We start from the raw sequence: 25,067 nt of genomic DNA on the forward strand, positions 1-25,067 counted from the left end.
CTTCGTGCAGCCATAAGCCCGCCACCGGGTTTCGCGCTCCCGGTGACTTGCCCGTCATCAGGTACGTGTGGACGCCGTCAGCGGATGAGTCCCGCGATGATTATTTTTCACCACCGCCCGACGGGTGTCCCGCCCCGACCGGGTACTGCCTGGTCGGGGCGGTTCCACCACGGTCAGCCGAAGGCGAGGGAGCGGTCCGGGGCCGGGAAGCTCTTGATCGGTTTTCCCTGCATCGCGGCGAGCATCGTCCGGGCGACGGCGGCGTTCACGCTCGCCGACACCCCGTCGCCGACCGCGTCCCGAGGATCGTCCGGGTTCGCGGCGATACCGGCCGCGGCCACCTGCGGGGTGAACCCGGCGAACGTCGCCGTGGCGTTGTTCTCCGTGGTCCCGGTCTTGCCGGCCACCGCCCGACTGCCGAGCATCGAGCCGACCGCGCCGGCCGTACCGCCGTCGCACTTGCCGAACGCCGACTGCTGGCCGACCGGGCAACGGGCCGCGTCGGTGGCCGCGCGGGCGACGCCCGCGTCGAGCACCCGCTTGCAACTCGGCTGACCGGCCGAGATCTTCTGCCCGTCGGCACCGGTGATCGACACCACCGGCAGCGGCGCGCAGTACATCCCGTCGCTGGCCAGGGTGGCGTACGCGTTGGCCACGTCCAGCGGCGTGGTGGACGCGACACCCAGGGTGAACGCCCCCCAGTTCGCGCTGTTCTTGGCGGTCGTCGCGTCCGACTCGGCCCGGAACCTGATGCCGAGCCGCTGCGCCATCTCGACCGCCTTGTTCACGCCGACCTGCTGCTCCAGCCAGACGAAGTAGGTGTTCACCGAGCGGCCGAAGCCGGTCCACATGTTCCGCTGGCCGTCCATCCACTTCGGGTTGGCGTTCGACGGGCACCAGTAGCCGTCACAGCTGACCGGGCCGCCGTCCGGGTACTGCGACTTGAACTTCGCCGGCGCGTCGAACGAGGTGCTCAGCGGCTTGCCCGCCTCCAGGGCGGCCAGCATGACGAACATCTTGAACGTCGAACCGGCCTGGTAGCCGGTGATGTTTCCACCGCCGGCGATCAGTTGGTTGACGGTGTTCGGCCGGTTGGCCTGACCCTTCGGGTTCGCCTTCAGGCTGTAGTGCCGGTTCACCGCCATCGCCAGCACCCGGCCGGTGCCCGGCTCGACCGCGGCGATCGGCAGGGCGCGGGGGCTGTTGTAGCCGTACACCTTGGTGGCCTGCTTCGTCGCCTCCGCCTGCACCTTCGGGTCCAGCGAGGTGACGATGGAGTAGCCGCCCTGGCGCAGCGCCTGCTCGCGCTCCTGCGGGGTTGCCCCGAAGGCCGGCTGTTCCCGCCACCACTGGCGCAGGTAGTCGCAGAAGAAGCCCCAGTCGTCGTGGCCGCTCGGGGTCGCGGTGCAGCCGTTCGGCGGCTCGGTGGGGCGCAGGACCAGCTTCTCGGCCTTGGCCTGGGCCGCCTGGTCGGCGGTGATGTGGCCCATCTTGACCATGGAGTCGAGCACGTACGCGCGGCGCGCCAGGGCCTGGTCCGGGGCGTTGCCGATCGGGCTGTAAACGTCCGGCGACTGCACCAGACCGGCGATCAGCGCGGCCTCGGCGAGGGTCAGCTTCGCCGGCGACTTGCCGAAGTAGCGCTGGCTGGCGGCGTCGATCCCGTACGCGCCGGCACCGAAGTACGCGATGTTGAGGTAGCGGTTGAGAATCTCGTCCTTGGAGATCTTGTGTTCCAGCGCGACGGCGTACCGGATCTCCTGGACCTTGCGGCCCTTGGTGGTCTCGGTGGCCTTCTGCCGCTCCTGCTCGGTCAGGTTCGGGTCGGTCTTCAGGACGTTCCGGACATACTGCATGGTCAGCGTGGATCCGCCCTGGGAGACGTCGTCGCTGTTGCTGTTGACCACGAAGGCCCGGGCCAGGCTGCGCATGTCCACGCCGTTGTGCTGGTAGAACCGCACGTCCTCGGCCGCCACCATCGCCTGCCGCATCACCGGGGCGATCTGGTCCAGCGGCACGTTGATCCGGTTCACGTCGTAGAAGGTCGTGATCAAGGTCTTGCCGTCGTTGGCGTACACGTAGGACAGTTGCGCCGGCGGCGGTGTGCGCAGATCGCTCGGCAACTGGGCGAAGTTGTCACTGGCCGACTTGGTGACCAGCCCGACCAGGGTGTTGGCCGGCAGCGCGGCGGCGGCGAGCGCGAGCCCGGCGAGCACACCGCACAGCACCAACGTGAGCAACTTGGGCAGCAACGAGCGGAGGGACATCCGTAAAGCTTGCCCCCCGGTGTGGGGTTGTCGCACACCGGGGGGCGATTGTCAGCAAGCTCACTGTTTCACCACAGGCCACGGCCAGGAATCACCGCCGGCCGGCCAGGATTCACCGCCGGCCACGGCCAGGATCGGCCGGGCCGCCACCGGCGGCGACAGCGGCTGACCGGGTGGACCGGGTGGACCGCCCGCAGTCGCGGCGGGTGGCGTCGCGGTCCAGCCACCACTCGGCGATCAACAGCGAGAGGACCCAGCCGGCCCAGGTGGTCACGGACGCGATGGCCGCGGCGAACCTGGCCTGGTCCCCGCCGTACGTGGTCTCCAGTTGCGGGGCCAGCACGATCGCCATGACCACGGCCCAGAGCCGGTTCGTGATGATCGACATGGTCAGCGCGAAGCTGCGGATCATCCAGCGCCGGTGCTCGGCGTACCGGCCCTTGACGGCCATCCGGAAGCCGGCGCCGGTGACCGCCAGCCAGAGCAGCGCCAGCAGCACGTCACTGATCCGGGCGGTCGGCCCGTACGGGCTGAAAGCGCCCACGGTCAGGCCCAGCAGGCCGGCCGGCAGCACCCCGCCGAAGACGTAGACCCGCCCGACGATCCGGTGCGCGGCGCGGTTCCGGCGGCGCAGCCACGGCCAGATCTGGTGCAGGCAGGTCAGCATCGCCACCGAGCCGAACAGCACGTGTCCCACCAGTAGCGGGAAGTGCGGCGCGAAGTCGGGCGGCGCGGGCACCCGGGAGTTCGCCGGGTCGAAGGACAGGTACGGCGGCAACGAGAAGGTCAGGAAGGCGACCACGACCAGGGCCAGCGGCACGATCCACGGCCGGCGCCACCAGCGCCGGCGGGTCGCCGGCGTCGCCGCCCGGCGCGGGCTCCGACCAGCCGGCGGGACCGGCTCGTCGATCAGCTGGGTCATCGGGTTCTCCTCGGTGGGTGCGTCCGGCGATTCGCACCCAGCCTCGGCGCGCCGGCTGACCGGCCGCGCACCAACCGCTGACCGCCGACGGACCACGGCTGACCGCCGACCGACCACGTCGCCACGGCACTGCACCATGACCGCCGCCACGGTCACCGCGTCAGCACGTCAGGTGGGCGGTCGGTGGCCGGCGAGGACCTCGCCGAGCAGCGTCAGCGCCGCGTCGCGGGACATCGCCGCCGCCCGGGCGACACCCGTGGCGTACCGTCGCGTCCCGGCTGCCTCCGTCCCGGCCGCGCAAACCGGGTCCGGCTTCCCGCCCGGATCCCCGCCGGAGTCGCCGCCCGGGTCGCCGCCGGAGTCGCCGCCCGGGTCGCCGTCGGAGTCGCCGCCCGGGTCGCCGCCGGAGTCGCCGCCCGGGTCGCCGCCGGAGTCGCCGCCCGGGTCGCCGCCGGTGGGGTCGCCGCGCAGCGCGCGGGCGGCACCCACCAGCAGTCCGGCACGCTCGGCGTCCGCGTCGAGCAGCGCGGGACCGGCCAGTCCCTCGGCGGCGGCCGCGATCTCCGGCACGTTGCCGGAGGTTAACGCCAGGGCGAGCGCCCGGTGGTGCCAGATCCGGGCCGCCGGCAGGTCGCCGGCCGACTCGGCCAGCCGGCCCAGCGCGGTGAGAATCCGGGTCCGGGTGCCGGAGTTGACCCAGTCGTCCGGGCAGCAGGCGAGGGCGGCCTCGTGCCACCGGCGGGCCGTGGCGTGGTCGCCCGCCCGCCGGGCGAGCTCCCCGAGTCCGTACGCCGACAGGGCGCGCATCGCGGGCATGCCGGTCCGGCGGGCGAGGTCCTCGGCCGCTTCGAAGTCGGCGCGGGCGGCAGCCAGGTCCCCCGCGGCCGCCGACCGTTCGCCGCGCCGGCACCGCAGCTCGGTCAGGTCCTCCAGCGCGCCGAGTTGGCCCGCCAGCTCCACCGCCTCGTCACCGAGTACCCGGGCCGTGGCGTGGTCGCCGCGCCAGGTGGCGATGCCGGCCAGCCCGTCCAGGGCCTGCGAGATGCCCCACCGGTCCCCGGTCGCCCGGAAGTCCGCCAGCGCCGATCGCAGCTTCTCCCCGGCCTCGGTCAGCTCGCCGGCGTACAGGTGCAGGAAGCCCCAACCGAAGTGGCCGAGGGCCCGCGACCAGCCGTCCGAGCCGAGCAGTCGGCGCCGGCGGAACATCTCCGCCTCCGGCGGCGGCCCGGTGACCTGCGCCCAGAGCACCAGCAACAACGGTTCCCGGGGTGGCCGGCGGTAATCCGCGAGGATGGTCTCGACCCGCTTCAGGTGGGTGGTCATCTCGCCGTCGCGGTGGCCGACCGACGCGACGGTGAGGACACTCAGGACGTACTCCTCGGTCAGCCCGGCCGGTGGTCCGTCGCCGAACCGGCCGAGCAGCTCGACCACCGACGGCGCGGCCGTGCCGCGCAGCCCGCGCATGAACCAGAACCCGGCCAGGGCGCCGACCAGCCGCAGCGCCAGCGTCGGCTCCGCGCCGACCGCCCAGCGCAGTGCCGCCGTGAGATTCGCCTGTTCGGCGGTCAGGCCGGCCAGCCAGGACAGCTGTTCGGCGCCGCGCAGGTGCGGACCGGCCGCGCGGGCCAGGTCCAGGAAGTAGTCGGCGTGGGCCCGAAACAGCCGGTCCCGCTCGCCGGCCCCGGCCAGTTGCTCGGCCCCGAAGGCCCGGATCGTCTCCAGCATCCGGTAACGCCCGCCGCTGTCCTCCACCAACGACTTGTCGACCAGTCCGGCCAGCAGATCGACAAGATCCTCCGTCCCGATGTCGGCCCGGCCGGTCGGGCCGCAGATCCGTTCCACCGCGGCGAGCGTGCCGCCGTCGGCGAACACGGCCAACCGCCGGGCCAGCGTCCGCTCCTCCTCGGCCAGTAGCTCCCAGCTCCACTCGACCACCGCGCGCAGGGTGTGGTGCCGGGGCGCCGCCGTGCCGTCCCCCCGGGACAGCAGCCGGAACCGGTCGGTGAGGCGCTCGGCGACCGCCTCGACCGGCAACGACCGCAGTCGTACCGCCGCCAGTTCGATGGCCAGCGGCATGCCGTCCAGGGCGGCGCAGATCCGCCCGACCGTCCCGACGGTCCGGTCGTCGACCGCGAAGTCGGGCCGGACCGCGGCCGCCCGATCGGCGAACAGCCGTACGGCCGGCGAGGCGAGCGCCTGCTCGACCGTGGCGCCGGCCGGTGGCAGCGGCAGCGGCGCCAGCCGGCACAGGGACTCACCGGTCAGGCCGAGCGGTTCCCGGCTGGTGGCCAGCACCCGCAGCCGGGGACAGGCGCCGAGCAGTCGGCGGCAGAGCCGGGCGGTCTCCGCGAGCACGTGCTCGCAGTTGTCCAGCACCAGCAGCACCGACCGCTCGGCGAGCGCGGCGACCAGCCGGTCGACCACGTCGGACGTACCCACCGACGGACCGAGCCGGCCGACCTCGCGCAGCCCGAGCGCGGCGAAGACGGCCCGGGGCACCTGCCGACCGTCGGCGAGCGGCGCCAGCTCGACGAAGCAGACCTCCCCCGTCCGGCGTCCGGCCGCCTCCACCGCCAGCCTGGTCTTGCCGGCACCACCCGGTCCGGTCACCGTCACCAGCCGCCCCGACCGCAGCAGCGCCCCCACCCGGTCCAGGTCGGCCGCCCGCCCCACGAAGCTGGTCAACTGCGCCGGCACCCCGCCCCGAGGGACGGACGCCGCGTACGGCACGGGCTGCGCCGGTTCGTGGGCTCCCGGCAGGCGGTCGACCGGTCCGTGGCTTCCCGGCAGGCGGTCGACCGGTCCGTGGCTTCCCGGGACGCGGTCGACCGGCGCCGCCGACGTAGGGCCGGAACGGGCGCCGGCGGACCCGACCGCTCCGGCCGCTCCGCCGCGCACCTCGGCAGCACGCGGGCCGACGTCGCGCGGGCCGACGTCCGGCGGCAGCTCGCCGCGCAGCACGGCGAGGCGGATCGCGTCGAGTTCGGCGGACGGGTCGGTGCCCAGTTCCTCGGCCAGGATCCGTCGGGCGTCCTCGAACACCGCCAGCGCGTCGGCCTGCCGGCCGGTCGCGTACAGCGCCCGCATGAGTTGCCCGCGCAACCGTTCCCGCAGCGGGTGGGCGGCCACCTCGTCGGTCAGTTCGGCCACCAGCCCGGCCTGCCGGCCCAGCGTCAGCACCGCCTCGGCACGGTCCTCCACCGCCGTCATCCGCAACTCGGCCAGCCGGACCGCCGGTGCCGCCGCGAACGCCACGACGGGCACGTCGGCCAGCGCGGTCGGTCCGCGCCAGAGGTCGAGCGCCTCGGTCAGCAGCGCCGCCGCGCGCGCCGGCTCGCCGTCGGCGAGTGCTCGCTGGCCGGCCCGGGCCAGCCGGGTGAACCGGTGCGCGTCGACCCGGTCCGGATCGACCGCCAGCCGGTACCCGGACGGCCGCGACTCGATCAACTCCGGCCCGCCACCCAGCGCCCGGCGCAGCCGGGAGACCTGTGACTGCAACGCGTTGCCGACGTCGCCGGCCGGCGGGTCGGTACCCCAGACACCGTCGATCAGCCGGTCCGTGCCGACCACCCGGCCCGCGTCCAGCAGCAGCAGCGCCAGCAACGCCCGCAACCGCGGCCCACCGACGGGTACGACCTGCCCGCCGGCACCGCGCACCTCGATCGGGCCGAGGACACCGAACCACCACACGCCGTCGATTGTCGCCCGCCCCGCCCACCGACCCTGTCCCCGTCGGGCGTGACCTGAGACCCAGGGCGGTGAACCCCGAACCCGGAGGCGGTGAACCTCAGACCCAGTAGGTGTCGTGCTCGACCATGAACGCGGCCCGCTCCTCGTCGGTCAGCCGGGCCAGCTCGGTCAGTCCCTCGAAGTACGCCTCGCGCGGCGCCCCCGGCGCGAACATCAGCAGCATCGAGGCGGGCTCGCCGGACTCGTTGCGGAAGGCGTGCACGCCGCCCTCCGGGACGTACAGGAAGTCACCCGGCGTCCCGTCGATCCAGCGCGCGCCGTCGTAGAGCCGGACCGTGCCGGACAGCACGTAGAAGGACTCGGAGAAGGACCGGTGGAAGTGCGGTGCCGGCCCGCCCGGCGCGGCCGCCATGTTCCACCGGTACAGGCCGAACTGCCCGTTGGTGGACGCCCCGGTGGCCAGGTAACCCGCCGATCCCCCGGACTGGTAGATCAGCTCGGGCTCCTGGTCGGCCGGTCGGATCCTCGCGCTGACCTCGCCGCTCTCGCCCCGGTAACGCGCCGGTGGATAGGACATCCGTCTCTCCTGTCTGCCGGTTTCCCGGCTTTCTCCCCGCTGCCGGCTCCCCCGGCCTTTCCCCACTGCCGGTTTCCCGGCTTTGTCCCCGCTGCCGGTTTCCCGGCACGGGCTACCGTGCTTCCGCCGGCGCGCTCCCGCGACCTGCGCCGGAGCGAGGGCCGTCGCCGGGCCGCCGAACCGCCGGACCGGTTCAACCTCACCGAGGCGTCCGTGCTCCCGGCTACCATGACCAGGATGCACGCCTCCCCCGACAAGATCGAGATCCGGCCGGGCGGCCCGGACGACGTCCCGGCGGTGCTGGCCATGTTCGACAGCGCGGTGAGGTGGCTGGTGGCGCGCGGCCGGACCGGTCAGTGGGGCGACCAGCCCCGGTCGACCGAGCCGGGCATGATCGACCGGATCGAATCCTGGGCGCGGGCCGGTGAGCTGCACCTGGCCTGCCTCGACGGCCGGCCGATCGGTGCGCTCGGGGTGGGCGCCGCGCTGCCGTACGTGCCGGCCGTCGACGAACCCGAGGTGTACGTCCGGCTACTGATCACCGATCGGGCCTACGCCGGTCGTCAGGTCGGTGCGCGGCTGCTCGACCACGCCCGCGAGAACGCCCGCGCCCGCGGCGTGGACCTGTTGCGGGTGGACTGCTACGGCGGTGACGACCGGGCGCTGGTGCGCTACTACGAGCGCCAGGGCTTCACCCCGACCGTACCGTTCACGGTGGACACGCCCCGCGGTCCCTGGCTCGGCCAGGTGCTGGAGCAACGGCTCCACCGAACGCGCGGCGACGGCGGTGAGCCAACGGTCGGCTCCGCCTCGACGTCGTAGCCGTCCGCGCTCACCACCAGCATCGTTGAAGCGGTTCAAAACAAATCCTTCGCCCCTCAGACAGCGCCGTCGACCGGCCATCGCACCGCGCCGTCGACCGGCGCTGGCTGGCAGCGCAAGGGTGTAGGCGGCGCCGGCGCCGCCGGGTCAACCGGCGCCGACTCGATGCGCAGGGGAGGCTGGCGGAGCTGCTGCCGTCAGCAGCGCCGGTGGTACTGGTTGCGGCGGGATGTCGGGTCGGATCGAGCCAGCTCGGGGGCAGGAATTCCGGCATTCCGTCGCCGGCGAGCCGGACCTGCCACTCGCCCCGGTGGATGACCCGGTGGTGGTAGCGGCACAGCAGCACCGCGTTGGCCAGGGCCGTCTCCCCGCCGTCGCTCCAGTGCAGGATGTGGTGTCCGTCCGTCCAGCGTGGCGGCCGGTCACAGCCCGGAAAGGCGCAGCCGCGGTCGCGCAGGACCAGGGCCCGCCGCAGTGGACCGGTGAACAGGCGCCGCTGCCGGCCCACGTCCAGGACCTGACCGGCGCCGTCGAGAACGGCGGGCACGATCCCGGCGTCACAGGCCAGTCGGCGCACCGTCGCCGGGGTGAGCGCCTCGCCAGTGTCCAACGTCCCGGTGGCCACCCCTCGGGTGAGAGTGTCGAGGTCGACGGTGACAACGAGCTGCGGCCGGTCCCCACCGTTGTCGGGCAACTGTCCGGTTTGCAGGGCGAGGCGGCAGACCTCGGTGAGGGCGTCGGCGCGGCGCTGTCCGGGCGACCGGTCGTCGCCGACTCCCGCAGGGGCACACAGCGGGTCGATCGCGGCGTGGATGATCGCCGCGCTCTCCGCATCGAGGCGCCCGGTGAGCCGGACCTGCCCGTCCGCGCGCGGCGAGGACAAGGTGACATGCCGCCGGTCGTACGTCCGCTCCTCGGCCCGGCGCAGGGCGGCCTCCTCGGCCCGCTCGGCCACCTCGGGGGCGACGTGGATCAGGATCCGTTCGCCCAGCTTGCGCAGCACGCCGGGCTCGTGCCGGGCTGCGGCGTCCACCAGCCACTGGGCGGCCTTGTCGACCACCTCGGGCCCGACCTCGGTCGGCAGGTCGGCCAGCACGTCGATGATCACCCGCGCCTGTTCGACGGTGAGCGCGCCGCGCCCCAACGCGTCGGCGACCACGGCCGGGCCGGCGTCCAGCGCGGCGGCCAGGCTGGCCATCTCCCGGGCCGTGCCGGCCCGCACCCGCAACCGGTCCCGCAGCCAGACCGCCGTCGAGGACGCGCCGTGTCCACCCGCGACGGCTCGCCCGTCCACCTCCCGCACCAGGGCCAACCGCACGGCCGCGAGTCGCTGCTCCAGCACCTGGACCGTGTCCAGACAGGACAACAGGTCCGGCTCGGGCAGGGCCCACACCGGGGCATCGAGACACGGTGAGATCAGCTCCCCGACCCGCGTCAACGCTTCCAGCACCCGAGCATATTCGCACACACGTACGACAGAATCGGCGGCCCGGCCCGCCGGGACAGCAAAGAATCTGCAAACACGGTAGGTGGGCTCAGCGGCGGGCGGCCGAGCGCCGACCGGCCCAGGCCAGGACCGGTCGGGCCGGGACCGGGACCGGGCCAGAACCGGGCCAGAACCGGTCGGGCTATCCCTTCACGCAGACCACCTGCTTGAGGTGCGCCACCACCTCGACCAGGTCGCGCTGCCGCCGCATCACGTCGGCGATGTCCTTGTACGCGCCGGGGATCTCGTCGACCACCCCGGCGTCCTTGCGGCACTCCACCCCGGCGGTCTGCGCCGCCAGGTCGGCCGTGCTGAACGTCTTCTTCGCCTTGGTACGCGACATCTTCCGGCCCGCGCCGTGCGACGCCGAGCAGTACGCGTCGGGGTTGCCCCGGCCACGCACGATGAACGAACCGGTGCCCATCGAGCCGGGAATGATGCCCAGGTCGCCCCGGCCGGCCCGGATCGCGCCCTTGCGGGTGACCAGCACCTCCATCCCGTCGTGGGTCTCCTCGGCGACGTAGTTGTGGTGGCACGACACGGGCTCGTCGAACCGGACGCCCGGGAACCGGTCCCGGACCACGCCGCAGAGCAGGGCCAGCATCACGGCCCGGTTGCGTCGCGCGTACTCCTGGGCCCACCACAGGTCACGCCGGTAGGCGTCCATCTCCGGCGTGCCCGCGACGAACACGGCCAGGTCGCGGTCCGGCAGGTCGGCGTTGTGCGGCAGGTCGCGGGCCACCGCCATGTGCCGCTCGGCCAGTTCCTTGCCGATGTTGCGGGATCCCGAGTGCAGCATCAGCCAGACCCGCCCGGCGTCCGGGCCGTCCTGCTCGACGCACACCTCGATGAAGTGGTTCCCGCCGCCGAGCGTGCCCAGCTGGCTCCGCGCCCGCGTCCGCAGGTTCGACACCGCCGGGTCGAGGTCGCCGAACCGGCGCCAGAAGTCGTCCCAACCGTCCTGCTCCAGGCCAGGGACCCGGCGTACGTCGACCGGGTCGTCGTGCCGGGCGAAGCCGACCGGGACGGCGTCCTCGATCGCGCCGCGCAGGCCGGCCAGGTTGTCCGGCAGGTCGGCCACGGTCAGCGAGGTCCGCACCGCGGACATCCCGCAGCCGATGTCCACCCCGACGGCGGCCGGCGAGACGGCCTGCCGCATGGCGATGACCGAGCCGACCGTGGCGCCCTTGCCGAAGTGCACGTCCGGCATCACCGCGACACCCCGCACCCAGGGCAGCCCGCCGATGTTGCGCAGCTGCCCGAGCGCCTGCGCCTCGATGCCGTCCACGTCCGTCCAGACCCGAACCGGGGCAGCGGTGCCGGCCAGCAGTTCGTAGCTCATGGGTGACCTTTCGTTGGTTGGTTCACTGGTGGAGCGGTTGGCGGGGTTCGAACCCGCGACCTTCGCCATGGCGGGGCGACGCGCTACCGGCTGCGCTACAACCGCGTGCTGGATCCAATCTCTGCCCGCCGGCCGGAACGGCTGCCGGACGACGCGAGCAGGCCGGGTGGAACGACAGAGCCGCCCGGTCCCGGCTGGCGGGTGGGCGGCTCCGGTGTCGGCTCGGCGCTCAGTCGCGCCGTCCGCCCCGCCGTCGACCGCCCGCGCCCGGCCGCCGGTCGCCGGCCGCCCCGCACAACGGCAGCCGCCCAGCACCGCGCGGTTGCCGCCGCGCGGATTCGGGGTACGGACGCTGCGCCATGTCGGGCTCCCTGACTGGATGATCTGGTGACGTCCAGGCTAGGTGCGCCCGGTACGGGCGGCAATCCGATTAGGAGCCGGCCCGCGGCGGTGGCCCCCGCGGCCACCGGGCTCGGTCACCTCGGACTTCGGAAAACACGCGCTAGCCAGAGACGAACGTCATTGTTACCCTTCGGTAGCCACTGTGTTTCGGCCCGCTCGCCGGAGGGATTCCCCCCATGTCCCGACGCGTCCCCGCCCTGCTCGCCGCCGCCGTCACCGCGGCCGCTCTCGTGCTGGTGCCGCTGTCGGCACCGGCCGCCGCCGCGGTCCTCACCCCCGACGACTACTGCCTCGACCAGTGCGCCGACATCGTCCCACCGGGCGAGAACGGCAACGCCACGCTGGCCGACATCCTGGCGCACAAGGCGCTCGGCACCCGGCCGGCGCACTCGGGCGACCAGCTCGGCCCGTATGCGAAGCTGGTGTCCGCGTACACCGGGCTGACCGACGAACAGATCACCGACTTCTACAACAACGCGTCGTTCGGCGTACCGGCCGGGCAGGTCGAGCGCAGCTACTCGCCGCGCGCCGACGTGACCATCGTGCGGGACAAGGCCCGGGGCGTCCCGCACGTCACCGGTACGACCCGGGAGGGCACCATGTTCGGCGCCGGGTACGCCGGTGCCGAGGACCGGTTGTTCGTGATGGACCTGCTGCGCCGGGTCGGACGCGGCCAGTTGACCCCGTTCGCCGGCGGCGCCCCGGGCAACCGGGAGTTGGAGCAGCAGGTCTGGCGCAGCGCCCCGTACACCGAGGCGGACCTGCAGCAGCAGGTCGACCGGCTGCGCGACTCCGGCCTGCCCCGGGCCCGGCAGCTCTACACGGACGTGCAGCAGTACATCGCCGGGGTGAACGCGTACATCGCCGCCTGCATGGCGGCCCGCAACTGCCCCGGCGAGTACGTGCTCACCGGACACCTCGACGCGATCACCAACGCGGGCGGGCCGGAGCCGTTCCAGATGACCGACCTGATCGCGGTGGCCGGCGTGGTCGGTGGGCTGTTCGGCGGCGGGGGCGGTGGTGAGGTGCAGTCGGCGCTGGTCCGGCTCACCGCCCGGGCCCGGTACGGCCCGACCGAGGGCGACCGGCTGTGGGCCGCGTTCCGGGAGCAGAACGACCCGGAGACGGTGCTCACCCTGCACGACGGGCAGAGCTTCCCGTACGGGCAGGCCGACGACAACGCCCCCGGCGTGGCGATGCCGGACGCGGGCAGCGTGCGGTCGCAGCCGATCGTGTTCGACCCGTCCGGTTCGGCCGGCGCGGCGGTCACGGCCGGCACCGGCACCCAGCGCGGCGCGGCGGCGACGCAGGTCGGCCCGGAGACCGCCACCCGGCGGGGCATGTCCAACGCGGTGGTGGTCTCCGCCGCGCACTCGGCCACCGGTCACCCGATCGCGGTGTTCGGCCCGCAGACCGGCTACTTCTCGCCGCAGTTGCTGATGCTGCAGGAGCTGCAGGGCCCCGGGGTCTCCGCCCGCGGCGTCGCGTTCGCCGGCCTCAACCTCTACGTGCTGCTCGGCCGCGGCCAGGACTACTCGTGGAGCGCCACCTCCGCCGAGCAGGACATCACCGACACGTACGCGGTGCAGCTGTGCAACACCGACGGCTCGGCGCCGAGCCTCACCTCCGAGGCGTACCTGTTCCACGGGCAGTGCCAGCCGATGGAGAAGCTGACCCGGGTCAACTCGTGGAAGCCGACCGTGGCCGACTCGACGCCGGCCGGATCGTACCGGTTGACCTCCTACCGCACCAAGTACGGCCTGGTCGCCTACCGCGGCACGGTGGCCGGCCGGCCGGTCGCGTTCACCCAGCTACGCTCGACGTACCGGCACGAGGCGGACTCGGCGATCGGCTTCCAGGCGTTCAACGACCCGGTGGCGATGGGGTCGGCCAGCGGCTTCCTGGCCAGCGCCGCCGACGTGAAGTTCGCCTTCAACTGGTTCTACGTCAACTCCACCGACACGGCGTACTTCAACTCCGGTGACAATCCGGTCCGGCCGGCCGGGGCGAACCCGAACCTGCCGACCCGGGCCGAGCCGGCGTACGAGTGGTCCGGCTGGAACGCCGACACCAACGTCGCCACCTACACCCCGGCCGCGCGGCACCCGCAGGCGGTCAACCAGGACTACTTCGTCAGCTGGAACAACAAGCAGGCCAAGGACTACAGCGCCGCCGACGGCAACTTCAGCTTCGGCGCCGTGCACCGCGGCGACCTGCTCGACAGGCGGATCCGGCAGGCCCTCGCGGCCGGGCCGGTGGACCGGGCCGGCGTGGTCCGGGTGGTGCAGGACGCGGCGGTCACCGACCTGCGGGCCGAGAATCTGCTGCCGGAGCTACTGCGGCTGCTGGCCGGCCAGCCCGGCCAGGAGGCCAACGTCGCCAGGCTGACCGAGTGGCAGGCCGCCGGCGCGAAGCGGGTGGAGACGTCGTACGGCTCGAAGATTTACCGGTACGCCGACGCGATCCGGCTGTTCGACGCCTGGTGGCCGCGGCTGGTGGCCGGGGTGTTCCGGCCCGGCCTCGGCGACGACGTGTACGCGTCCCTGGTCAACATCCTGTCCATCAACGAGTCGCCCAGTGGCGGCCAGAACGGCGACACCTCCGGTGGCCCGCCGTCGGCCAACCAGGCGCAGAGCCACAAGGGTTCGTCCTTCCAGTTCGGCTGGTGGGGTTACCTGGACAAGGACCTGCGTCAGGTGCTCGGTGACCCGGTCGGCGGCGGCCTCGGCCGGATGTACTGCGGTGGGGGCGACCGGGCCGCCTGCGGGCGGGTGCTGGCCGACACGCTGACCGCGGCGGCGGCCGAGCCGGCCACGGTCACCTACCCGGGCGACGCCGACTGCGCGGCCGGCGACCAGTGGTGCGCGGACAGCATCATCCAGTCGCCGCTGGGCGGCATCACGCACGACAAGATCTCCTGGCAGAACCGGCCCACCTTCCAGCAGGTGGTGTCGTTCCCGGCGAAGCGCGGCGACAACGTCGCCAACCTGGCGCTGGGCGCCAAGGCCAGCGGCGACACGTTCCTCGGGTACTCGGCGGGAGCGGCCGTGGACGGCGATCCGACCACCCGGTGGAGCAGCTGGTGGACGGACAACCAGTCGTTCACGGTGGACCTGGGCGCCACCCGTACGGTGGGACGAGTCATCCTGCGCTGGGAGGCCGCGTACGGCAGCGCGTACCGGATCGAGACGTCCACCGACGGGCGGACCTGGCGCGCGGTGTTCAGCACCACCACCGGCAACGGCGGTACGGACAACGTGGTGTTCGCCCCGACCGGGGCGCGCTACCTACGACTGGTCGGGGTCGACCGGGGCACCGACTACGGCTACTCACTCTGGGAGTTCGAGGCGTACCCGAAGTAACCCCGCCCGCCTCCTCTCTTCCCCGACATTGTCGGGACCGCCCGCCCGCGCGGGCGGTGACGGCGTGGACGCGGGGTCAGAGCGGGGGGCGGGGGGTGTGTGCGGAAGGGACGGTCTCGTCGGGGCGGGGTGGGGGCGTGCCGTCGCCGAACGGCCGGCCGCCGAGGGTGGCCCGGTCGTGCGGCTCCAGCCAGCCGGACAGGTCCGGTCCCGCCGGTACGATGCCGGTCGGGTTGATGTTCCGGTGCACCTCGTAGTAGTGCCGCTTGATGTGGTCGAAGTCGATCGTGTCGCCGAACCCCGGCGTGCCGAACAGGTCCCGGGCGTACGCCCACAGCACCGGCATCTCGGTCAGCTTCTGCCGGTTGCACTTGAAGTGGCCGTGGTAGACGGCGTCGAACCGGACCAGCGTGGTGAACAGCCGCACGTCGACCTCGGTGATGGTGTCGCCGACCAGGTAGCGCTGCCCTTCGAGCCGGTCCGACAGCCAGTCCAGCCGGTCGAACAACCGGTGGTACGCCTGCTCGTACGCCTCCTGCGAGGTGGCGAACCCGGCCCGGTAGACCCCGTTGTTGACGTCGGCGAAGACCAGCCGGTTGACCTCGTCGATCTCGGTGCGCAACGCCTGCGGGTAGAGATCCGGCGCGCCGGGCCGGTGGTGGTCGCGCCACTGGGTGGACAGGTCCAGGGTGATCTGGGCGTAGTCGTTGGTCACCACCTGGCCGGTCGGCACGTCGACGATCGCCGGCACGGTGATGCCGCGTTCGTAGCCGGGCTGGCGGGCGAAGAACGCCTCCTGCAACCGCTCGATGCCGAGCACCGGGTCCCGGCCGCCGGGGTCCAGGTCGAAGGTCCAGCTCCGCTCGTCGTGGGTGGGTCCGGCGATCCCCATCGACAGGACGTCCTCCAGGCCGAGCAGCCGACGGACGATGATCGCCCGGTTGGCCCACGGGCAGGCCCGGCTGACGACGAGCCGGTAGCGGCCGGGTTCGACCGGGTAGCCGTCCCGTCCGTCGGCGGTGATCCGGGTGCCGATGTACCGCTGGTCGCGGTTGTACTCGCCGGTCGACTCCGGTTCGCCGGATCCGCCGCTGCCGCTGCCCGTCGCCGTACGGTCGGCCATCCGCCCGCCCCCTTCTGCCGGTGTGATCCCGGCACCGAGACTAGTGCGCCGACTGCCCGACCCGCACCGCCCCGAGCACTTTTTCTTGAGCGGTACAGAAAATCTCTTGACCGGTACAGAGAACTTGCATACTGTACCGGTACAGAGGTGCTCGAACACGGGAGGAAGCGATGAACCAGATGCCGCTCGCCAGCTGGCTGTCCCACGAGGTGACCAACCGGGAGGTGCTCAGCGCCCGCCCCGACGCGCCGGTCGTGCCGGACCGGAAGAAGCCGGCCCGGACCGGGGCGCGCACCCGGCAGGCCCGTACCGCGGTGGCCGGTGCCCTGCACCGGGTTGCCCGGGCCGTCGAGCCCGCCGGGTGCTGATCGACCCGCCGACCCGCGCGCTACCGTCTAGTCAGACGACGGAGTGGAGTGACGCGGTGGCTCGGGTGACGCTGCAGACGATCGCCGACCATGTCGGGGTCAGCCGGATGACGGTGTCCAACGCCTTCTCCCGGCCGGACCAGCTCTCGGCGGCGCTGCGCGAACGGGTGCTGGCCGCGGCGGCCGAGCTCGGGTACGTCGGTCCCGACCCGGCCGGCCGGGCCCTGGCCCGCGGCACCACCGGCGCGGTCGGCATCCTGCTCACCAAGTCGCTGCGCTACGCCTTCGCCGACGAGGTGGCCACCACCTTCCTCGGCGCCCTCACCGACGAACTGGCGCCGACCGGGCTGGCGCTGACGCTGCTCCCCGCCGACGTGCGGGACGAGGTGGCGCCGGCCCGGGACGCGGCGATGGACGGCGCGGTGATCTTCTCTTGCGACCCGGACCTGCCCGCCCTGGAGATCCTGCGTCGCCGGCGGATCCCGCTGGTCAACGTCGACCAGCCGCCCGAACGCGGCGTACCCGGCGTCAACATCGACGACCGGGCCGGGGCCCGGGACGCCGCCCAACACCTGATCGACCTCGGCCACCGGTCGATCGGCATCCTGACCTTCAGCCTGCACGGGCCGCACGGCGTCGACGTCGACCCGCCGCCGCCGGTGCCGACCGACTCGTACGTCACCCGGCAGCGGATGCTCGGCTGGCGGGACGCGCTGGACCCGGCCGGGATCCGACCCGTGGTGGCGAACCTGCCGCACAGCCACCTGGGCGACACCACCGACCTGGTCCGGGAGATGCTGACCCGGCCCGACGGGCCGACCGGACTGCTCTGCTTCTCCGACGCGATGGCCGAGGCCGCCGTGCGCACCATCGAGGAGGCCGGGCTGCGGGTTCCGGCGGACCTGTCGGTGGTGGGCTTCGACGACAACCCGCTGGCGGCGCGGATGCGACCGCGGTTGACCACCGTCCGGCAGGACTCCGAGGCGAAGGGACGCGCGGCGGCCGCGGCGCTGACCGCGGCCATCCGGCACCACCGGGACGGCACCACGGCCCGCGTCCGGGACGTCAAGCTGCCGACCGAACTCGTCGTACGCGAGAGCACCGCCCCGCCCGCGTCGGACGCCCCGGGCGCCTAGCGGCCCTCCACGGTGGGACGGTCGGCCGGTCCGGACCGGCGCTCGGGTCAGGCCCCGGCGGGCTGCGGGGTGACCACCGGTGCGGCGGGTCGGGGTACGGCCACCGGCCCGGCGCCCGGCTGCCCGGCCGGGCGCATCCGGGCGGTGAAGTGGCGCAGCATCGGTGGCTCGTACTCGAATTCCACGCCGGTGATGCGGTCGGCGCGTTCCCGCAGCGCGATCAGCGCGTCGGCGACGTAGTCCATGTGGGCGTCGGTGTACGACCGGCGCGGAATGGTCAGCCGCAGCAGTTCCAGCGGCGACAGCTCCTGTTTCCCGGTCACCGGGTCCCGACCGGCCAGGAAGGAGCCGATCTCCACCGCCCGGATTCCCGATTCGAGGTACAGCTCGCAGGCCAGTGCGTGCCCGGGGAACCGGTCCGGCGGGATGTGCGGCGCGAACGCCGCCGCGTCGACGAAGACGGCGTGCCCGCCGGTCGGGTACTGGATCGGCACGCCGCCGGCGATCAACCGGTCGCCGAGGTAGCGGACCTGGGCGATCCGGGCGTCCAGGTGGGCCTGGCCCAGGCCCTCCTCCAGCCCGACGGCCAGCGCCTCCATGTCCCGGCCGGCCAGCCCGCCGTAGGTGACGAAGCCCTCCATCGCGATGCACCGGATCTGCACCGCCCGGAACAGTTCCTCGTCGTCCCGGAAGCAGCACAGGCCGCCGATGTTGACCAGGCCGTCCTTCTTGGCGGACATCATGAACACGTCGGCCAGGCCGACCATCTCCCGGGCGATGTCGGCGATGCCGCGATCCCGGTAGCCCTGCTCCCGCTGCTGGATGAACCAGGCGTTCTCGGCGTAGCGGGCGCCGTCCAGCACCAACGGCACGCCGTGCCGACGGGCCAGCGTGGACACCGCCCGCAGGTTGGCCATCGAGACCGGTTGCCCGCCGGCGCTGTTGCAGGTGACGGTGGCGACGACGGCGGCCACGTTCGCCGGACCGACCTGGTTGATCGCCTGTTCCAGCTCGGCCAGGTCGAAGTTGCCCTTCCAGTCGGCGTACTCGCCGGTGTTCGTCGCCTTCGGGGTCAGCACGTTGATGGTCCGGGCGCCGGCCAGCTCGGCGTGCGCCTTGGTGGTGTCGAAGTGGTAGTTCGAGATGAAGACCGGCGCGTCGCTGGCCACCCGCTCGACCAGTGCCGGGAAGAGGATCTGCTCCGCCCCGCGCCCCTGATGCACCGGGATGGTGTACGGCAGGCCGAGCAGCCGCTGTACCGACTCGGCCAGCCGCTCGAAGCTACGACTGCCGGCGTAACCCTCGTCGCCCATCATCAGACCGGCCCACTGCCGGTCGCTCATCGCGCCGGTGCCGCTGTCGGTGAGCAGATCGATGAAGACGTCCTCGCTGCGCAGCAGGAACGGGTTCCAGCCGGCCGCCGCCAGCGCCGACCGCCGGTCGGCCTCCGGGATCAACCGGATGGGTTCCACCATCTTGATCCGGTAGGGCTCGGGCATGCGCTTGTTCATGGTGACTCCCCATATCTGTGTCCCGGTGGGTGCGGGACAGGTGGGTGGACGCCGGGATCGGCCCCGTGAACCGCGGCACGCAGGAACGCATCCGCCTTGTACGGATCGAGAAACCAGTGCTGGAAGTCGTTGGGATCGGAGAAGCCGTTGACCAGTCGGCGGGCGATCGTGCCGTTGTGCTGGGCGGCGCCGAGCAGCGCCCGCACGTGCGGCGGCATCGGCTGCAGCATGGCGTTGGTCCACTCGGTGACGGCCCGGCCGTGCTCGGCCCAGAAGTTCTCGAAGGTACGGACCATCCACGCGTGGTCGAACGGCTCGGTCCCCCGGGACTTGATCGCCGCGCAGTAGCTGGCCGCGCACTTCGCCGCGGTGTTGCTGCCCTGGCCGGTGATCGGATCGTTGGCCACGACCACGTCGGCCATGCCGAGGACCAGGCCGCCGGAGGGCAGGACCGCCGCCGGCCGCCGTACCGTGGGGGTATACCGGCCGGACAGGGTGGCCCGGCCGTCGGTGAGTTCGACGTGGCGGCACCGTTCGTAGACCCACGGGGTGTACTGGCGGATCAGGTCGAGGGTCATCTTCAGGTGTTCGGCCGGGTCGCGCCGGTACCGCCAGAGGTCCAGCGGGCCGTCCGGGACCGCCTCCCAGAACAGGATGTCGCACCGGCCGCTGAGAGTCAGGCCCGGGATGACGATCAGCTCACCCAGTCCGGGCACCACGTTTAGCTCGATCTTGGTGCGGTTGAAGAACGGGTCCGGGTCGAGCCCGTGCACGTACGCGACGGCGAGGCCGCGCTGCGGCGCCTCGAACACCGACCGCAGCGGATCCCGGTCGAAGACGCCGACCAGGTCGCTCTTGCCGGCGGCCACAATGGTCAGGTCGTAGCGCCGCATGCTGGTCAGCCCGTCCAGGTCGGCGGTGGTGACGCCCTGGTAGTGCACCAGCCCGCCGCGCTCCTCGAACAGCTCCAGCCAGGCGGCCATCTTCAGTCGCTGGTCGACGCTGGAGGCGTACTCGTCCAGCGGGGCGAGGACGTTCACCACCTTCTCCCCCGGCGGGGCGGACACCGACAGCTGCATCCCCTCGACCCCCGGGGCGTCCCGCTGCCACAGGTTCAGCCCGTACACCTGCTCGGTGCGCAGCGCCGTGCCGAACATGGCCTGGGTGCTCATCACCCACCCGCTCCGGATCTCGTCCGGGGTACGGGCGGACATGATGGTCACCTCGTAACCCTCGGCGAGCAGGCTCAACCCCAACTGGAGGCCGGACTGGCCGGCGCCGACGATGAGGATTCTCCGCATGTTCTCTTCCTTCGCCGACGGTCAGCGCACCGGGATGGCCTGGGAGGTGGTGCCGGTGAGCCGCATCGTGTGCACGACGACCTCGAGCAGGGCCTGGGCGACCGAGGTCGGGTTGCGGGCGTCGAAGGCGATCAGGGGCACCTCGGGGTTGAGCGCGAGCGCGTCCCGGACCTCGTTCAGGTGGTGCGTCTGCACTCCGTCGAAGAGGTTGAGGGCCACCACGAAGGGCAGTTTGCTGTCCTGCTCGAAGTAGTTCACCGCGGCGAACGACGAGGCCAGCCGGCGGGAGTCGGCCAGCACCAGCGCCCCGGTGGCGCCCCGGCAGATGTCGTCCCACATCGGCCAGAAGCGGGCCTGGCCCGGCGTACCGAACAGGTAGAGCACCAGGTCCCGGTCGATGGTCAGCCGGCCGAAGTCCATCCCGACGGTGGTGGTGACCTTGTCCAGCCCCGGGTCGAGCGGGTCGATCGACTCGCTGGCCGCGGTCATCCACGCCTCGGTGTTGATCGGCGGGATCTCCGAGATCGCGTTCACGCAGGTGGTCTTGCCGACGCCGAAGCCGCCGGCGATGACGATCTTCGCCGAGTTGATCGGCGGCGGGTTATCGGACACGTTGCCGTAGCCCGTCACGCAGCTTCTCCAACAGGCGGAAGTCGAACGGCGAACTGTACTTCTCGCTGTGCACCACGATGTGGTCCGAGGCGGCGAGATCGTCCACCACCACCCGGACCACCCCGAGCGGCATGCCGGAGAAGGCGGACAGTTCCGCCACCGACTTGGTCTCGCTGGCGTACTCGTAGACCGATCGGGCCTCCGGCAGCAGTCCGGCGGCGTACGCCGGGTCGTAGTGCGGCACCGAGACCAGGGTGTGCACCAGCAGGGGTTGCCTGGTCCTGGTGCGTCCCCTGGTCAGGATGTAGGGCCGTACCTTCCAATGCGTCGCGGCCACCGTGGTTGTGCTCCTTCGGCCTGTGCGGGTGTTTCGTCGGTCGGGGTTACTGCCGGCTCGCGCTGAGTCGGTGCAGTTGGCTGCGGATCTGGGGGGTGAGCAGGTGCCCGACCGACCCGACCAGCCGGGTCATCCGGTAGGCGACCGTCCGCAGGTCGCAGTTCGGGCCGACGGCCACCGCCAGCCCGGCCGACATGTCCACCCGCATCAGCAGCAGGTGCCCGCGCGGCAGCCGGATGGTGAGGTATTCGGCCGAGCCCAGGTTCAGCAGGTCGGCGCCCCGGTCGGCCATGCTGATCATCCCGGCGGTCAACGCCGCGAGCTGGTCGCCGAGGTCCCGGCCGATACCCGCCGAGGAGACCAGTTGCAGGCCGTCCAGCGACACCAGCAGGGCGTGCACCACGTCCGGCGTCTCGTCCACGAACTGCTGGATCAGCCAGGCGAACTCCTGCGGTCCGCGGGCACCGACCGGGTGGAAGGTGGCACCGGAGCCGTTGCTGTGCGTCACCGCGGACGCCCATCGATCGCCTGGTCCGGTCTGGACCGCAGCGCGTCACCGAATCCGGCGGCGAAGTCGGCGGTCTCGTCCGGCCACCGACCGCGGTCCGAGCCGGTCGGCGGCTGCGGCGCCACGCCACCGCCGTAGTCCGGGGTGTCCTTCAGGCTGGTCGGCACCCGCACCGGCAGGCCACCGGTGGTGCGGTCCAGGTCCGCCTCGGTCGCCGGCGCCCGGACCGGTTCCGGCGTGGCGCGGCCCAGGTGCCGGGCCGGGCCGGGGTCACCGAACTCACCACCGCCGCCCGGGCCGGCCGCCGTCGCGTACCCGTCGAAGGCGGACCGGGCCTGCCGCGGCTCATCGACCGGCAACCGCACCGGGCCGCTGGGCGGTGGTGGCGCGCACAGCACCGATTCCGGCAGCACCACCGTGACCAGCGTGCCGGCGCCGTGCCGCTGGTGCAGCCGTACGCCGATCCGGTGGGCCAGGGACAGCCGTTGCACCACGGCCAGGCCGAGGTGCGCGGCCGACCCGCCGCGCAGCGGGTCGAGCTGGCCGGCCAGCATCGCGTTGATCCGGTCGAGCTGTTCGGGGCGCAGGCCGATCCCCTGGTCCTCGATCCGGATCAGCACGCTGCCGGACTCGGTGAGGGTGGCCGAGACGGCCGCGATGGACTTGGGCGGCGAGAACCGGGTGGCGTTGTCCAGCAGCTCGGTCAGGAGCCGGATCACGTCGTCGGCGGCGAACTCGACCACCGCGAGTTCGGCGACCCGGCTCACCGCGACCCGCTGGTAGTGCTCGATGGTGGAGGTCGAGGCCCGGATCACGTCGATCAGGGTGGTCACCTGACGGCCGGCGTCGTCCACCTTCCGGCCCGCCAGCACCTGGAGGTTCTCGGCCTGTCGACGGATCCGGGAATTGGCGTGGTCGATCCGATAGAGCCGCTCCAACCGGGCCGGGTCCCGCTCGTCCGCCTCGACCGCGTCGAGATCCTCGCCGATCAGGTACGCGGCGGCCATCACCCGCAGTGCGTACTGCTCGGCGATCTCCCGCCAGAATTCCCCGCCACCACCGCTGCTGCCACCGTTGTCGGGGCGCCCGGCCAGGTCCGGCGGTCGGTGCCGGTCGGGAGCGGGACTCTGGGAGCGACGCCAGGGCCAGCGGCCGGACCGACTCACCTCGTGACCTCTGCGTACATTCCCGCCCTTCCGATGTGCATGGTTAGCCTCGTGGTCAACAGGTTCCCGGGAAAGAAGTCAATCATCATTCGTTCGATGAACGCAAGATTCCTAATGATTCCTGAGACAGTCTTGCGGTTTGAAATGAGACATCCTGGAATGTCGCCCGGAGCGAGCGACCGGGCATAATGCGACCAGGGATTATCACGGAAGGTAACCGCGTATTGGATCTATATCCCCTACCCCCCAAAACTGACATTTGCCACGCTCCGGAACACTCCCCTAACCGCCCGACCCCCGCAGGTCTAGGGGTTAGGGGATCTACCGGGCCGGGGGGTTAGGGACCAGGGGCAACGGGCCGGCCCGCGGCGCCGCCCCTCAGTCGCCGGCGAGCCACCCGTCGACCAGGTCGTTGCGGAACTTGCCGGACGGGTCGTACCGGTGGGTCAGGTCGCGGAAGGCGGCCAGCCGGTCGGCCCGCTCGGGCTCGGCCCACGGGTCCAGGTCGAACAGCTTGCCCCAGTGCGGCCGGGCGCCCAGCGGTGCCAACCGTTCCTCGATCGCCGCCAGCACCGGCGCGACCGCGACCGCGTCCGGTTGCCAGGTGAAGTGCAGCGCCGCGCTGTCGCGCCGGTGGCACGGGCTCAGCCACAGCTCGTCGGCCGCGATCGTCCGGATCTCGCTGACCTGCAGCACGGGCGCGATCCGGTCGGCCATGCCGGCCAGCGCCCGGACCGCCTCGACCAGCCGGTCGCGCGGCACGAACCACTCGGACTGCAGCTCCGCCCCGCTGCTCGGGGTGAACTCCAGCTTGAAGTGCGGCAGCCGGGCGTGCCACGGCCCGGGCGCCCCGCCCTGCTCGGTGCAGTTCCCGGCGGGCATGCCGGGCACCGGGTGCCGCGGCCCGTCGGCCGCCACCGCGCCGAGCCAGCGCGGGCCGGGCACCGGCGGGTCGCGGTCGACGCGGCGCTTGAGCCAGACCTGGTTGAACCGCGGCCCGCTCCAGTCGGTGAACAGGCTGACGCTGTACGCCGCCGCGCAGAGCGCCGGCCAGTCGGTGGCCAACGCCGTCAGTGGCAGGTCGTCGTACACGTGCTGGGCCACCTGGTACGTCGGCTCGATGTCCAGGGTCAGCTCGGTGACCACGCCGAAACAACCGAGCCCGACGACGGTACCGGCGAACCCGTCGGTGGTCCGGTCGACGGTCACCACCGACCCGTCGGCGGTGACCAGCTCCATCGCCGACACGGCGGTGGAGAGGTTGCCGTTGCCCACGCCGGAGCCGTGAGTCGCCGTCGCGCAGGCACCGGCCACCGAGATGTGCGGCAACGAGGCCAGGTTGGCCAGGGCGAAGCCGGCCTCGTGCAGGCGTACCGCCAGTTCGCCGTAGCGGACGCCGGCCGCGACCCGGACCCGGCGCCCGGCCGGGTCGATCCGGACGGTCGGCGGCAGGCCGGCCACGGTGACCAGGTCACCGCCGGTGTCGGCGAGTCGGTTGAACGAGTGCCCGGAGCCCAGCGCACGGACCCGGTCGCTGCCGGCGACCAGTTCGGCCAGTTCGTCCACTGAGGCCGGCCGGGCCAGTCGGCGGCCGCCGAAGGTGACGTTGCCCGCCCAGTTGGTGATCGCGTCGGTCATGCTGGCCTCCCGGTGTCGGGTGCCAGGCTAGGCCGGGCCGACGGGCGTTGGCGAAGCCGGGGTATTTCCAACCGCCCGGCGCTCATCGCCCACCACCGATCGGTGGGTCCTCGGTGATGTCGCGCATCGGACCGTCGGGACTGCGGTTGGGGCGCCGGCCGAATGCATTCTCCGCTGCCCTTTCCGATCGGTCCCATGACGACGGACCTCGGGGTGCGGCCCCCCGGAAGCCCGCCGAGCCTTCGTGAACACATGATGACAGGAATATGCCGACCGGGCCCGGCGCGGGAGCCCCGATCGCTGTCCGGGCAACGCATCGCGACCCGGCGACACGCCGCGGATCCCCTGACAGCAGGCTCGTCCGAAACAATCCGAGCGGCAATTGCCAGTGATGTTTATCGATACCTTGTCCCCCTTCGAGTGGACCCGCGGTGATACGGTCGGCCTTGCCGATGGGGAGGACACATGACCGAACGGACCCAGGGAGGAAACACGGA

General features: G+C 72.5%; 17 protein-coding genes, 1 tRNA gene and 1 pseudogene. 4 read left to right on the forward strand and 15 right to left on the reverse strand.

Translation table 11 applies throughout. The features are described from left to right. Positions 1-185: 185 nt before the first annotated feature. The 4 genes and pseudogenes from ACFOX0_RS07215 to ACFOX0_RS07230 all read right to left on the reverse strand — a co-directional run. Positions 186-2,267 (reverse strand): annotated as a pseudogene (locus tag ACFOX0_RS07215) (transglycosylase domain-containing protein); the annotation flags it as partial. A 112-nt stretch (positions 2,268-2,379) separates the two neighbouring features. Further along, a complete protein-coding gene (locus ACFOX0_RS07220) occupies positions 2,380-3,189 on the reverse strand; it encodes a DUF2306 domain-containing protein (protein WP_377542927.1) in 810 nt (269 codons plus the stop codon). A gap of 168 nt (positions 3,190-3,357) precedes the next feature. Beyond that, on the reverse strand, positions 3,358-6,879 hold the full coding sequence (locus ACFOX0_RS07225; protein WP_377542928.1) for an AfsR/SARP family transcriptional regulator: 3,522 nt from the start codon (positions 6,877-6,879) through the stop codon (positions 3,358-3,360). Between the two features lie 97 nt (positions 6,880-6,976). After that, positions 6,977-7,456, reverse strand: coding sequence for a cupin domain-containing protein (locus ACFOX0_RS07230; RefSeq protein ID WP_377542929.1), 480 nt, complete (start codon positions 7,454-7,456; stop codon positions 6,977-6,979). A 237-nt stretch (positions 7,457-7,693) separates the two neighbouring features. On the opposite strand from ACFOX0_RS07230, the gene ACFOX0_RS07235 reads away from it, so the two are divergent. Beyond that, positions 7,694-8,278, forward strand: coding sequence for a GNAT family N-acetyltransferase (locus tag ACFOX0_RS07235; RefSeq protein WP_377542931.1), 585 nt, complete (start codon positions 7,694-7,696; stop codon positions 8,276-8,278). Positions 8,279-8,288: 10 nt separating this feature from the next. On the opposite strand, the gene ACFOX0_RS07240 is transcribed toward ACFOX0_RS07235, so the two are convergent. From ACFOX0_RS07240 to ACFOX0_RS07250, 3 genes are all read right to left on the reverse strand, one after another. Next, positions 8,289-9,728, reverse strand: coding sequence for an HNH endonuclease signature motif containing protein (locus ACFOX0_RS07240; RefSeq protein ID WP_377542932.1), 1,440 nt, complete (start codon positions 9,726-9,728; stop codon positions 8,289-8,291). Positions 9,729-9,906: 178 nt separating this feature from the next. Further along, complete coding sequence (locus ACFOX0_RS07245; protein WP_377542933.1) at positions 9,907-11,106, reverse strand: RtcB family protein; 1,200 nt, start codon at positions 11,104-11,106, stop codon at positions 9,907-9,909. Between the two features lie 29 nt (positions 11,107-11,135). Continuing rightward, a tRNA-Gly gene (locus ACFOX0_RS07250) sits at positions 11,136-11,211 on the reverse strand. 473 nt (positions 11,212-11,684) lie between these two features. On the opposite strand from ACFOX0_RS07250, the gene ACFOX0_RS07255 reads away from it, so the two are divergent. Continuing rightward, positions 11,685-14,870, forward strand: a complete 3,186-nt coding sequence (locus ACFOX0_RS07255; RefSeq protein ID WP_377542934.1) for a penicillin acylase family protein — start codon at positions 11,685-11,687, stop codon at positions 14,868-14,870. A 76-nt stretch (positions 14,871-14,946) separates the two neighbouring features. On the opposite strand, the gene ACFOX0_RS07260 is transcribed toward ACFOX0_RS07255, so the two are convergent. After that, a complete protein-coding gene (locus ACFOX0_RS07260) occupies positions 14,947-15,993 on the reverse strand; it encodes a glutathione S-transferase family protein (protein ID WP_377542935.1) in 1,047 nt (348 codons plus the stop codon). 170 nt (positions 15,994-16,163) lie between these two features. Between ACFOX0_RS07260 and ACFOX0_RS07265 the strand changes: the two genes are divergently transcribed. Further along, positions 16,164-16,361 carry a hypothetical protein gene (locus tag ACFOX0_RS07265; protein WP_377542936.1) on the forward strand — a complete coding sequence of 66 codons (198 nt, stop codon included), beginning with the start codon at positions 16,164-16,166 and terminating at the stop codon, positions 16,359-16,361. A gap of 65 nt (positions 16,362-16,426) precedes the next feature. After that, on the forward strand, positions 16,427-17,497 hold the full coding sequence (locus ACFOX0_RS07270; RefSeq protein ID WP_377542937.1) for a LacI family DNA-binding transcriptional regulator: 1,071 nt from the start codon (positions 16,427-16,429) through the stop codon (positions 17,495-17,497). Positions 17,498-17,544: 47 nt separating this feature from the next. Here the strand turns inward: ACFOX0_RS07270 and ACFOX0_RS07275 are convergent, their stop codons facing one another. The 7 genes from ACFOX0_RS07275 to ACFOX0_RS07305 form a co-directional block, all read right to left on the reverse strand. Beyond that, entirely contained in the window at positions 17,545-19,008 is a 1,464-nt protein-coding gene (locus tag ACFOX0_RS07275) for a tryptophanase (RefSeq protein ID WP_377542938.1), read from the reverse strand. Further along, positions 19,005-20,309, reverse strand: coding sequence for a styrene monooxygenase/indole monooxygenase family protein (locus tag ACFOX0_RS07280; protein ID WP_377542939.1), 1,305 nt, complete (start codon positions 20,307-20,309; stop codon positions 19,005-19,007). The genes ACFOX0_RS07275 and ACFOX0_RS07280 overlap by 4 nt, the downstream gene beginning before the upstream one ends. A 21-nt stretch (positions 20,310-20,330) precedes the next feature. After that, the gene (locus ACFOX0_RS07285) at positions 20,331-20,921 is read right to left on the reverse strand and encodes a GTP-binding protein (RefSeq protein WP_377543117.1); all 591 of its coding nucleotides are present in this window, start codon (positions 20,919-20,921) and stop codon (positions 20,331-20,333) included. Further along, entirely contained in the window at positions 20,911-21,258 is a 348-nt protein-coding gene (locus ACFOX0_RS07290; RefSeq protein WP_377542940.1) for a DUF742 domain-containing protein, read from the reverse strand. The genes ACFOX0_RS07285 and ACFOX0_RS07290 overlap by 11 nt, the downstream gene beginning before the upstream one ends. A gap of 46 nt (positions 21,259-21,304) precedes the next feature. Continuing rightward, positions 21,305-21,766 carry a roadblock/LC7 domain-containing protein gene (locus ACFOX0_RS07295; protein WP_377542941.1) on the reverse strand — a complete coding sequence of 154 codons (462 nt, stop codon included), beginning with the start codon at positions 21,764-21,766 and terminating at the stop codon, positions 21,305-21,307. Continuing rightward, positions 21,763-22,932 carry a sensor histidine kinase gene (locus tag ACFOX0_RS07300; RefSeq protein WP_377542942.1) on the reverse strand — a complete coding sequence of 390 codons (1,170 nt, stop codon included), beginning with the start codon at positions 22,930-22,932 and terminating at the stop codon, positions 21,763-21,765. Before ACFOX0_RS07300 ends, ACFOX0_RS07295 begins: the two co-directional genes overlap by 4 nt. Positions 22,933-23,310: 378 nt before the next feature. Further along, the gene (locus ACFOX0_RS07305) at positions 23,311-24,570 is read right to left on the reverse strand and encodes an FAD-binding protein (RefSeq protein ID WP_377542943.1); all 1,260 of its coding nucleotides are present in this window, start codon (positions 24,568-24,570) and stop codon (positions 23,311-23,313) included. Positions 24,571-25,067: the final 497 nt, after the last annotated feature.

It is taken from the genome of Micromonospora zhanjiangensis (assembly GCF_042650605.1).
Taxonomy (GTDB): Bacteria; Actinomycetota; Actinomycetes; order Mycobacteriales; family Micromonosporaceae; genus Micromonospora_J; species Micromonospora_J zhanjiangensis.

Bases quoted from the DNA above. Each gene is read 5' to 3' on its own strand.
- ACFOX0_RS07280 (WP_377542939.1), bottom strand. From the start codon at position 20,309: ATGCGGAGAATCCTCATCGTCGGCGCCGGCCAGTCCGGCCTCCAGTTG.
- ACFOX0_RS07265 (WP_377542936.1), top strand. From the start codon at position 16,164: ATGAACCAGATGCCGCTCGCCAGCTGGCTGTCCCACGAGGTGACCAAC.
- ACFOX0_RS07275 (WP_377542938.1), bottom strand. From the start codon at position 19,008: ATGAACAAGCGCATGCCCGAGCCCTACCGGATCAAGATGGTGGAACCC.
- ACFOX0_RS07220 (WP_377542927.1), bottom strand. From the start codon at position 3,189: ATGACCCAGCTGATCGACGAGCCGGTCCCGCCGGCTGGTCGGAGCCCG.
- ACFOX0_RS07230 (WP_377542929.1), bottom strand. From the start codon at position 7,456: ATGTCCTATCCACCGGCGCGTTACCGGGGCGAGAGCGGCGAGGTCAGC.
- ACFOX0_RS07305 (WP_377542943.1), bottom strand. From the start codon at position 24,570: ATGACCGACGCGATCACCAACTGGGCGGGCAACGTCACCTTCGGCGGC.
- ACFOX0_RS07235 (WP_377542931.1), top strand. From the start codon at position 7,694: ATGCACGCCTCCCCCGACAAGATCGAGATCCGGCCGGGCGGCCCGGAC.
- ACFOX0_RS07245 (WP_377542933.1), bottom strand. From the start codon at position 11,106: ATGAGCTACGAACTGCTGGCCGGCACCGCTGCCCCGGTTCGGGTCTGG.
- ACFOX0_RS07255 (WP_377542934.1), top strand. From the start codon at position 11,685: ATGTCCCGACGCGTCCCCGCCCTGCTCGCCGCCGCCGTCACCGCGGCC.
- ACFOX0_RS07260 (WP_377542935.1), bottom strand. From the start codon at position 15,993: ATGGCCGACCGTACGGCGACGGGCAGCGGCAGCGGCGGATCCGGCGAA.